Source organism: Paenibacillus sp. EB106-04-04-XG159 (assembly GCF_058791835.1).
On sequence record NZ_JBYTDY010000008.1, the window covers coordinates 245,504 to 255,446 of the forward strand.

The 9,943-nt window shown below is 46.6% G+C and carries 10 protein-coding genes; 9 read left to right on the top strand and 1 reads right to left on the bottom strand.

Annotation, left to right across the window (positions count from 1 at the left end; translation table 11 throughout):
• Positions 1-8: 8 nt before the first annotated feature.
• The 8 genes from gatB (at position 9) to AC3WTP_RS12395 (ending at position 8,020) form a co-directional block, all read left to right on the top strand.
• The gene (gene gatB, locus AC3WTP_RS12360; protein ID WP_492394909.1) at positions 9-1,451 is read left to right on the top strand and encodes an Asp-tRNA(Asn)/Glu-tRNA(Gln) amidotransferase subunit GatB; all 1,443 of its coding nucleotides are present in this window, start codon (positions 9-11) and stop codon (positions 1,449-1,451) included.
• A 178-nt stretch (positions 1,452-1,629) separates the two neighbouring features.
• On the top strand, positions 1,630-2,106 hold the full coding sequence (locus AC3WTP_RS12365; RefSeq protein ID WP_492394910.1) for a GNAT family N-acetyltransferase: 477 nt from the start codon (positions 1,630-1,632) through the stop codon (positions 2,104-2,106).
• Positions 2,107-2,162: 56 nt separating this feature from the next.
• Positions 2,163-2,885: an MgtC/SapB family protein gene (locus AC3WTP_RS12370; protein ID WP_492394911.1), complete on the top strand. Its 723-nt coding sequence runs from the start codon at positions 2,163-2,165 to the stop codon at positions 2,883-2,885.
• 149 nt (positions 2,886-3,034) lie between these two features.
• Positions 3,035-3,637: an RNA polymerase sigma factor gene (locus tag AC3WTP_RS12375; RefSeq protein ID WP_492394912.1), complete on the top strand. Its 603-nt coding sequence runs from the start codon at positions 3,035-3,037 to the stop codon at positions 3,635-3,637.
• Between the two features lie 91 nt (positions 3,638-3,728).
• A complete protein-coding gene (locus AC3WTP_RS12380) occupies positions 3,729-4,367 on the top strand; it encodes a hypothetical protein (protein ID WP_492394913.1) in 639 nt (212 codons plus the stop codon).
• 23 nt (positions 4,368-4,390) lie between these two features.
• Positions 4,391-5,575, top strand: coding sequence for a DUF4097 family beta strand repeat-containing protein (locus AC3WTP_RS12385; RefSeq protein ID WP_492394914.1), 1,185 nt, complete (start codon positions 4,391-4,393; stop codon positions 5,573-5,575).
• A gap of 151 nt (positions 5,576-5,726) precedes the next feature.
• A complete protein-coding gene (perR, locus tag AC3WTP_RS12390) occupies positions 5,727-6,149 on the top strand; it encodes a peroxide-responsive transcriptional repressor PerR (protein WP_492394915.1) in 423 nt (140 codons plus the stop codon).
• A 137-nt stretch (positions 6,150-6,286) separates the two neighbouring features.
• Positions 6,287-8,020 (top strand): glycosyl hydrolase family 18 protein, encoded by a 1,734-nt coding sequence (locus AC3WTP_RS12395; RefSeq protein ID WP_492394916.1) that lies wholly within the window; start codon positions 6,287-6,289, stop codon positions 8,018-8,020.
• 65 nt (positions 8,021-8,085) lie between these two features.
• Here AC3WTP_RS12395 and AC3WTP_RS12400 read toward each other — a convergent pair whose 3' ends face one another.
• On the bottom strand, positions 8,086-8,541 hold the full coding sequence (locus tag AC3WTP_RS12400; RefSeq protein ID WP_492394917.1) for a YgzB family protein: 456 nt from the start codon (positions 8,539-8,541) through the stop codon (positions 8,086-8,088).
• 123 nt (positions 8,542-8,664) lie between these two features.
• Here AC3WTP_RS12400 and AC3WTP_RS12405 point away from each other — a divergent pair, with 123 nt between their 5' ends.
• Positions 8,665-9,573 carry a hypothetical protein gene (locus AC3WTP_RS12405; RefSeq protein ID WP_492394918.1) on the top strand — a complete coding sequence of 303 codons (909 nt, stop codon included), beginning with the start codon at positions 8,665-8,667 and terminating at the stop codon, positions 9,571-9,573.
• Positions 9,574-9,943 lie beyond the last annotated feature (370 nt).

Consider the following 9,943-nt stretch of genomic DNA (forward strand, 5'->3'; position numbering starts at 1 on the left):
ACCTAGACATGTCGCATGCAAAATATGAAACGGTCATCGGCTTGGAAGTCCATGTGGAATTACACACGAAATCCAAGATCTTCTGCGGTTGCTCCACCGCATTCGGTGCGCCGGCGAACTCGCAAACCTGCCCGATCTGCCTTGGTCATCCGGGTGTACTTCCCGTATTGAACCGCCAAGCGGTTGAATATGCGATGAAGGCAGCAATGGCACTGAATTGCGAGATTGGATCCGTGAGCAAGTTTGACCGCAAGAACTATTTCTACCCGGATTCGCCGGATGCCTATCAGATCTCGCAATACGATCAACCGATCGGTCAGAACGGCTGGATCGATATTGAAGTGAACGGCGAAACGAAGCGTATTCGCATCAACCGCCTTCATCTAGAGGAAGATGCGGGCAAATTAACGCATATCGATGGCGGCCTCGGGTCCTTGGTAGACTTGAACCGCTGTGGGATGCCGCTTGTCGAGATCGTCTCGGAAGCGGATATGCGCTCTCCTGAAGAAGCGAAAGCGTATCTGGAGAAGCTGAAAGCAATCATGCAATACTGTGATGTATCCGATGTGAAGATGGAGGAAGGATCGCTTCGCTGTGATGCCAACATCAGTATTCGTCCGTTTGGGCAGAAGGAATTCGGAACGAGAGCGGAATTGAAGAACATGAACTCTTTCCGCGGTGTCCAGCGCGGCTTGGAATATGAAGAAGATCGTCAAGCGGACATTCTGGAGGATGGCGGCGAAGTCGTTCAAGAAACGCGGAGATGGGATGACGCCCAAGGGCGCACGATTACGATGCGCGGCAAGGAAGAAGCGCACGATTATCGTTATTTCCCAGATCCAGACCTTGTGCCGCTGTATATCGATGACGCTTGGAAAGAGCGCGTACGCGCTTCTATTCCAGAGCTTCCGGATGCACGCAAGGCGCGTTATACATCTGAGTATGGCCTACCGAGCTATGATGCGGAAGTGATCACTTCTTCCAAGAAGTTGGCAGATCTATTCGAAGAGAGTCTAGCTCATACTTCTGATGCGAAAGCTGTTGCCAACTGGGTGATGGGCGACCTTCTCGGCTACTTGAACCAGAATGGCAAAGAAATAGAGGATGTTGCGCTTACGGGTCACGGCTTGGGTGAGATGATCGGCTTGATCGAGAAAGGCACGATCAGCAATAAGATTGCCAAGACGGTGTTCAAGGCGATGATCGAGAGCGGCAAGTCTCCGCAAACGATCGTTGAAGAGCAAGGTCTTGTTCAGATTAGCGATGAAGGCGCGATTCGCGCGATCGTTGAGAAGATCGTTGCCGCGAACCCTCAGTCAGTAGAGGATTATCGCGCAGGCAAAGAGAAAGCTATCGGCTTCCTGGTTGGACAGGTTATGCGAGAGACGAAGGGGAAAGCAAACCCTACACTCGTCAATGAGCTTCTCATAGAAGTATTGAAACAAGCTTAATAATCATGAACGGGGTTAACGTCGAGGAACAGACCAGATGATGGTTCCACGGCCTAGCTCCGTTTTTTGATATGGATAATCGCTGTTGCTCTCTGTATATTGAATCTACTACTGAATTATTATATTTACACACATTAGGACTAAGACGATAGGCAAGTTCAAGCGAGAGGTGAATACAATGATTGAACAGCTATGTATACAGGATGAAGATATCGCGCTGAGCGTATGGCAGATCCAACAGACAGCATACCGAGCGGAAGCGGAATTGATGCAGTACTATGATATCCCCCCGCTATTGGAGACGATAGAACAGCTAAGAGAGAGTACGGAGACCTTCTATGGCTGGTATAATTCCTCCCATGAACTGGTTGGGGTTGTAGCTGTGGAAATGGAAGCGCCGCGAGAATTGTGCATTTGCCGCTTGATGGTTAGGCAGGATCATTACAGACAGGGGATTGCGCGCTCATTGATGAAGAGTGTATTGAACGAGTCGGGTATTGATCGATTCGTCATAAGCACAGGCGAGCGCAACGAGCCGGCGCTTAGGCTGTATCTAAGCTTGGGCTTTCAGACGCTGCATGATGTAGAAATAGCACCAGGGGTATATTTGCGCACGCTGGAAATGAAGGTCAACATAGAGGATGCTAGCGAATAACTATATAGAACTATAAATTGAGGTTACTATTTCTAGGGGGAGGTTCCGGAAGTGCTATGGTTTCAGAGGCTGCAGTAAATCCATGGGTTATTGACAACGTTACTCTTACGCTTAGACTTTTATTAGCCATGCTGCTGGGAGGTCTTGTTGGCTTGGAGCGGGAACAGGCGAATCATCCCGCGGGTCTCCGTACGCATATTCTGGTTTGCCTGGGATCAGCCTTAATCATGCTGCTATCCATATACGGCTTTTCTCAATTCGTATTCGAAGGCAACGTACGAGTGGATCCGGCGCGACTTGCTACCGCGGTTATTACAGGCATCGGCTTTCTGGGTGCGGGAACGATCATTTTCACAGGTAAATCTATCGCTGGCTTGACTACCGCGGCTTCATTATGGGTAGTTGCTGCAATCGGGCTCGCAGTCGGCGCAGGATTCTATTACGCTGCTATCGTTACGAATGTATTGGTGCTTGTTAACTTGTTTGTGTTCAGTAAGCTGGAGAAGCGGTACTTTAACGGGAAGAAACTGAAGATGTTGACGCTGGAAACGGACGACTCCTCTTACGTTATACAGAACATCAATTCCTGCATGCAAGTAAATGGGATAGCAGTCAAGAAGATGACGATGTTCCATAAGATTGTTGAACATGACTATGATGATCCTCATACAATCAGAGAAGTCAAAATGACGATTATACTGCCGAAACATATGGAAGTGTTTACATTAGTGGATGAGCTGGAACGATTGAAGGGAATCAGCATGGTCATTATTGAATAAGGTCCAGCGATACCTAGACTAAAGTCGGTGAAACCTTCCTAGACTCAGGAAGGTTTCTTTGCATCTCCTTTCCGCCGTACAATAAGACTATCCAATAAGAAAGCGCGGATTAGACACCAGAGATAGGTCATGGAAAGGATGCAATGAATGTGAGACACAATAGTGTATATATAAGTTCTAGGAAAACGGATCAAAGCTTGGTAATCGATTTTCAACAAGGAAATGAAGATGCTTTTCACGAATTGGTGGAAAGACACCGACATTTTGTGTTAACTTGTATTTGTCGCTCTGTGACAGACAAGTATCTAGCGGAAGATATCGCACAGGATGTGTGGCTGAAAGTATATCGTTCCTTGCATACGTATCGTGGAGAAGCCAAATTTACGACTTGGCTGTACCGATTGACTCGGAATCAACTCATTGACTCTATTCGAAAATGGAAGCCCAATCTCCAGGTTGACCTGAGCAATCGCGAAGTAACAGACTTTATGCCTGAGACAAGTGTTTCTCAATGGTGCGAGCTGCCTGAAGAATGCGCGATTCAGCATGAACAGTGCAAGCAAGTGCAGGATACGTTGAATCAATTGCCGCTCAAATATCGTTCGATTATGGTGATGTACCATATGCGAGAGCGTTCGTACGCGGAGATTGCGGAACAAATGGCTATGCCGGTTCGTACGGTTGAAACTCGTTTGTATCGCGCGAAATCATTGTTTAAGCGAGCTTGGATGCAGACTGCGGATCTGAGCTGAGTCGGAACGGCTGCTTGGCATATGGACAGGAACACTTGACGCGGCTATATATTGTGCGGAATTTTACTATTTGTGGAGGGGACGAACTCATATGAACGATTATCGATCATTCTCCAGTTCAGACGATAAGAACGATCCATTTATGGATGAGCGGCTTAGAGAATTAGAGCGCATGCAGCGCGATTCACGACGCAATCCGAATTGGCAAGGTGATCCGAATGCACCGTATTATCACGTTCAGGAACCGCCTTTTATGAATCAGAAGCCTCCGCGCAAGAGGAAGTTCGTTGCGGTTATGCTGTCTGCGCTATTTCCAGGCCTCGGTCATTTTTATCTTGGTTTAATGCAGCGCGGTCTGTTGATGATGATGCTCGTAGCGCTGGATATCGTTGCAATTGTATATTTCACTTCTAATATGGGGGCTAATGTACCTTTGATCGTCCTGCTCTCCTTATTGATGCCGGTCATTTATTTCTTCAACTTATTCGATACGATGCAGCATACAGATAAAGTAAACACGCAGACGCTGTACGGAACGACGGGCACGGTTAGACAAGGACCTTGGCTCGGTGTGCTCCTTGTCATAATCGGCATTATGCTGCTCCTGTTTGCTTTTGATCCGAGTTGGCTGCGTTGGTTGTTTAATGATGCGGGCTCATTTCTAGGAGCGCTGCTGCTCATCATTGGAGGGCTGTTCGTTCTCTTTAAAGAGTCGCGAAAGAAATCGTGATAGAGAAGAAGGGGCGTGTGCCTATGATAAAGGTAGGGCGTATCACTGCATCGTTGCTTCTAGTATGTGTAGGAGTGCTGTTGCTGATTGATCAGCTGCTGCACACGAATTATATAACCCTTCTATTGACTTGGTGGCCTCTTGTTCTCATCGGCTGGGGACTCGAGGCCATTTGGTTTAGCTTGATTAAGTCTGGACGCAAATGGAAGCTTGATGTAATCGGTATGTTTGCGGCTGTGTTTATTTCGGCATTTGTGTTTACAGCAGCTCAACCCAATTTGTTTAATGACTGGCTGCGCAGTATTCAATTTGATTTCTCGATGATGAAACAGATGGTTCTGCTGGATGGAGTTCAGTATGAACGTCCGCTTGTGACTGAACCGATGACTTCGGATGTATCGGCTCTGAGCATAAGCCATTCTCAAGGAGATATATATGTCAAGAGCGGTAATGTACAGCAGTTGGAGCTTTCCAGCCTTGTTACAGTGTATGATAGATCCAAGGACAGTGGCCAACAGTTAGCAGATCAGATTGAGCTTCGTGTAGTTAAGAATGCCGAGTCGAAGCAGTGGACGGTGAAAGTTGAAGGGCCGGATCAACTGCTTAAGCAAAATGAGAAGATAAGAGTTGATATTCAAGCTGTGGTGCCTGCTCACTTATCTATTCCAATCAACATTAAGGTGAGTGATGGGGATATCTACATTCAGGAGCTATATGGCGACGTTACAGCGCTGACTTCGAATGGCGACATCCGGGGAGCCGATGTTAAAGGTTCAACGAAGCTCGAAACATATGATGGCGATATCGAGATGAAGCGAATTCAAGGCGACGGCGTATTCACAACTTCAGACGGAGACATTGCAGCTTTAGAGATCAATGGTGCAGTTCAGATGACGACGAAGAGCGGAGATCTGACACTCCATGAAGCTTATGGCGAAGTAGCGATGGAGACGTTAAATGGTGACATTGATTGTGATTCAACGCTGATGGCAGGCAACTGGAACGTATCCGCCCTAGCGGGTGATGTTACAATTCAGCTTCCAGATGACATCAACGCTCGTGTTCACGCTCGCAACTCTTTTGGGGATGTCACCAGCACGTTCCCATTGGAAATAGACGATTATGCGATGAACGGCGTACTCGGCTCTGGTCTTTATGAATTGAATCTTGATGCCAATGGGGATATAACGCTCAATTCTCGTTCCTGATGAGTTAAAAATACAAATATTGAAGTTTACATTGACAAAATTTAAAAAACAGACGTACAATGGACGTATAGAAATTATTTCTTGAGAATTGTTATAATGTAATGACGTTACCCGACGTTAAGAAATAATAATAATGAAGGTGGTGGTCAGGATGACGACTCGGGTACAGCATGCATTGGAACATTTGAAGATGTCCGGCGTACGTATCACACCGCAGCGTCATGCTATATTAGCATACCTGATGGAATCCATGACCCATCCGACTGCAGATGAGATATATCGAGCATTGGAGCCTAAGTTTCCAAGCATGAGTGTGGCTACTGTGTACAACAACCTGAAGATGTTTATCGAAGCAGGTTTAGTTCATGAGTTGACATATGGAGACAGTTCCAGCCGTTTTGATGCGAATGTGTCGGATCATTACCATGCGATATGTGAAAGATGCGGGAAGATTGCTGACTTCTTAATGCCTGCTCTAGGCGAGATTGAGCAAAAGGCAGCTGAACGCACGGGCTATCATATTCATGGTCATCGAATGGAAGTCTATGGAGTATGTCAGGAGTGTGCTGAGTAAGCACAGCATGCAGGTCAATTGATAATGAACCTGAACGCGCGGCGGTGAGCTGCGCGTTTTTTCGTGTAGGGCGCCTGATATGCATGGATACTATAAATAAACGAAAGTAGATAGGACTTGACTATAAGGAGGATGACATGAAATACGGGAGAGATCAGAAACGCAGGTCGAAGTCGAACAAGGGTAAGAAGCGTTCACGGCAACGCGGCTGTCTATTCATTCTCTTGGGTGTATGCCTACTGACGGTTGCGGCATGGCAAGGTTGGAAAGAGTGGATGCCAAACTACGAATATGCAGCACCGGATACTACGGTTAAACAACCGATTACTTGGAACGGTGAAATGACCACGCATAGCGCTTATGGAGGAGGCAAATCACTGTTAATACCATTATCCGCAGTACAAGAGCGAATTATGCCGCAAGCTATATATGAATCAGAATCCAGCCTTGTCATATTGACAGATGAAACTCATGTCGCGACTGTGCCGCTGAACAGTTCCGAAGGAACGCTTAATGGGAAAGTGAAAGATTGGAAGCTGCCAGCTCAGAAGGTGAATGAAAATATTTATGTGCCTAGTGTTGTGCTCGAGGAGCTTGGCGTCGTTAAGACAATCGAATACCCAGTAAGCGGAGTCGTTCAGCTCGTACTTCCGGGAGAGGAATTGCAATACGGACAGGTAGTGTCATCCGATGAAGCGGATAAACAGTATGCGATGAGGCAGGAGCCTAATAAGAAGTCGCCTATTGTGAAAAAAGTTGCAGCAGGTACGAAGGTAACGCTGTGGGGAGAACATGAAGGATGGTATCGAATCCAGGATGACGAAGGGTTGATCGGATATATTCCTTCATCTGAGATAGAAGTAACGACAACCTGGAGCATGCCGCAAGCTGAGAAGCTGGAGAAGCCTGCATTTGTCCAAGAGAATATACCTGTAACTTTAGCGTGGGAAGCAGTATATAGTAAGAATCCGAACACAGAGGATCTTCCGGATATGCCTGGGGTAAATGTCATCAGCCCTACTTGGTTTAGTCTAGCGGATGATGAAGGCAATGTTAGTTCTAAAGCTGACGAGAAGCTGGTGAAATGGGCGCATAAGCAAGACAAGTTTGTATGGGCGCTGTACAGCAATAGCTTTGAGCCTGAGCGAACGACAGCGGCTTTATCAACCTATGAACGACGCAGCAGGACGATTAATCAGTTGATTCAGTATATGAAGCAGTATGATCTCGACGGAATTAATATTGATTATGAAAATGTAAACGTTGAGGACAAAGACAAGCTTACACAGTTTGTGCGTGAGCTGACGCCGCAGTTCCATCGTGAAGGTCTTGTCGTCTCGATTGATGTCACAGCTAAATCCAGCAGCGGGAAATGGTCCATGTTCTTGGATCGTGAAGCGCTTGGCCGTTCTGTCGATTATATGATGGTTATGGCTTATGATGAGCACTGGGCAACTAGTCCAGAGGCGGGTTCGGTTTCCTCGTTGCCGTGGGCTGAGCAGGCCGTGAGACGAATAATGGAAGAAGACGCTGTGCCTGCGAACAAGCTGGTGCTTGGTATGCCGACCTATACTCGTATCTGGACCGAAACAGAGGAAAATGGCGAAACGAAAGTAAGCTCCAAGACTATCGGCATGGAGTCGACTAAAAAGTGGATCGCTGAGAATAAGGTCACGCCGGTGATGTCGGAAGAGACAGGACAGCATTATGCTGAAGTTTCCGGAAATGGTCAGAAGCAGCGGGTATGGATCGAAGATACAACATCGATTAATTCACGTATTCAGATGGCTAAGGATATGGAGTTGGCTGGAGTTGCCGTGTGGGCGCGTTCGTTCGGCGATGAAGAATTGTGGAAGATGCTGAAATATTAATAATAGATAAAGTGATCCCTCCAACTGCCTTATATGGCGGCTGGAGGGATTTTTCGTTACGGGCGTCATGCTGTTGTATCAGATGATGGTTTAGAATGGACAACTTGAACGGTAGGCTGATTAGGTATCAGGTTTCCGTCGCTGTCGAAGTTGGGATTCTCGGTAGCTTGATTAGGGTCGAGTGTCAACACGGTACGACAAAACATGCAGCGGTCTGTTCTTCCCAGGATCTTCGTCTGGCGTCCGCATTCCGGACATTGGAGCATGACCGCGCTGGTTGAGAGCATGCCCGCCCAGAAGTAGATGCCAACGCTGCCGAGAAGAACGATCATACCAATTGCCATGAAGATGGCTGCGATTGGCCGAGCTGATATCCCCCACATGACAATTCCCGATGTTCCTAGAATCATAAGTCCCATGCCTGCCATCGTAAGAACAAGTCCCCACAAGCGAAACTCGTTGATCTTGCTTGATCTAAAGATGCGATGCAGGCGGATCGATGGCTCCGATTGTTTGTTCATCATTAGTTTCTCCTATCTAGTATGGAATGTTTATCGAAATAGAAGGAAAGAAACGATCTATGTAGAATTATAAACTATGAGTAGTTGTAAAAGAAAGCCAAAAAGCGTGGGGTAATTGTGAAAATGGGAAATAAAGGGCCGGAATTGCTGTTTAAGCAGTTAACTGATGATGTATTGATCACAGGTATAATTTCGGTGGCTCGAGAATCCGTGGATGTGAACTTGAAGTCGTTTATTGATTGGCATCTTTACATTATCGTTCTTACAGATGACGTCGAAGCTGATGGCAGCGTTCCGATGATTATTGAGAATGATAAAGAGATGCGCATTGTCATCGATCGCGTTCCAATTTGCAAGCTTTTGGAGGTGACTGGTGTGGAATTCTACGACATTAAACGCTTAATTTCATTAGGGAGAATTGAATTCGACCGAGACGGTAGAGTGTCTCATTTGCAGCAGACACTTCCTGAGAACAACAAGATGCAGGTTGAACAGCTATTATTCCGATCATTCGCTGCATACATTGATGCTTACATGAAAGCGAAGCGAAGCCTGATGGATGGACAGGAACTAGATGCCTATCAATACGTCACGGCTGCTCTCACGGAATGGGCGCGTGTATCGGTGCTGGAGAACGGCGGATTCGGGCATGACTTAATATGGCATCAAGTCAGACTTGCTAATCCAGGTGTTTATAAGCTGTATGAAGAGCTTATTAGCAGCCGTGAGACCATATCGCAGCGGGTGGAGCTTGCGCTTCTCGCGTGTGAGTTCTCTATGACGAATAAGCTGAATTCCAGATTGGCCCCGCTGATTCGTGTGCTTCGTGAATCCGCGGATGGATTTGCGATCCATGAGCTTCAGCGTCATGAGGAGCTGCATGCGGTCGCGGCTCACCTGCCGATGGTTATGGAGAAGCTGCTTCTAAGAGGATTTGTCCAGAGCTCCTTCACGCTGCCGGAACCGCCATGGGACGCATTCGGGTTAGTCCCTGTGTATCGATGGAATGACGAACGAGAGGTTGTTCTCTAAAGATAGATGAGAAGAATACGTAATAGGAGCCGTATCATTTAAGATACGGTTTTATTTTTGTAATTAAGTGTTGACTTAGGTGCAAAGCATATGATAAATTAAAGTTCGCCCTTCAAAAAGGGTGAATGATTGAGACAGAGCAAGCGGTCGATCACAAACATGATTCGACAAAAGAAGATAAAAACTTCGAAAAAAACGCTTGACTCAAAACGATCGAATATGATATATTATAAAAGTCGCCGCTGAACGAAACGGCGCAAGAGAGCGAAGATAACTTAAGGGTTATCGAGCTGGAATTGTTCTTTGAAAACTGAACAACGAGCGAATGTTGAGTGAGGATGACGATCTTGATCGTTTGAATCATTCAGCG

Excerpts from the sequence above, each read along its gene's own strand:
- AC3WTP_RS12395 (WP_492394916.1), top strand. The coding sequence starts at position 6,287 with ATGAAATACGGGAGAGATCAGAAACGCAGGTCGAAGTCGAACAAGGGT.
- perR (WP_492394915.1), top strand. The coding sequence starts at position 5,727 with ATGACGACTCGGGTACAGCATGCATTGGAACATTTGAAGATGTCCGGC.
- gatB (WP_492394909.1), top strand. The coding sequence starts at position 9 with ATGTCGCATGCAAAATATGAAACGGTCATCGGCTTGGAAGTCCATGTG.
- AC3WTP_RS12370 (WP_492394911.1), top strand. The coding sequence starts at position 2,163 with ATGGTTTCAGAGGCTGCAGTAAATCCATGGGTTATTGACAACGTTACT.
- AC3WTP_RS12365 (WP_492394910.1), top strand. The coding sequence starts at position 1,630 with ATGATTGAACAGCTATGTATACAGGATGAAGATATCGCGCTGAGCGTA.
- AC3WTP_RS12405 (WP_492394918.1), top strand. The coding sequence starts at position 8,665 with ATGGGAAATAAAGGGCCGGAATTGCTGTTTAAGCAGTTAACTGATGAT.
- AC3WTP_RS12385 (WP_492394914.1), top strand. The coding sequence starts at position 4,391 with ATGATAAAGGTAGGGCGTATCACTGCATCGTTGCTTCTAGTATGTGTA.
- AC3WTP_RS12400 (WP_492394917.1), bottom strand. The coding sequence starts at position 8,541 with ATGAACAAACAATCGGAGCCATCGATCCGCCTGCATCGCATCTTTAGA.
- AC3WTP_RS12380 (WP_492394913.1), top strand. The coding sequence starts at position 3,729 with ATGAACGATTATCGATCATTCTCCAGTTCAGACGATAAGAACGATCCA.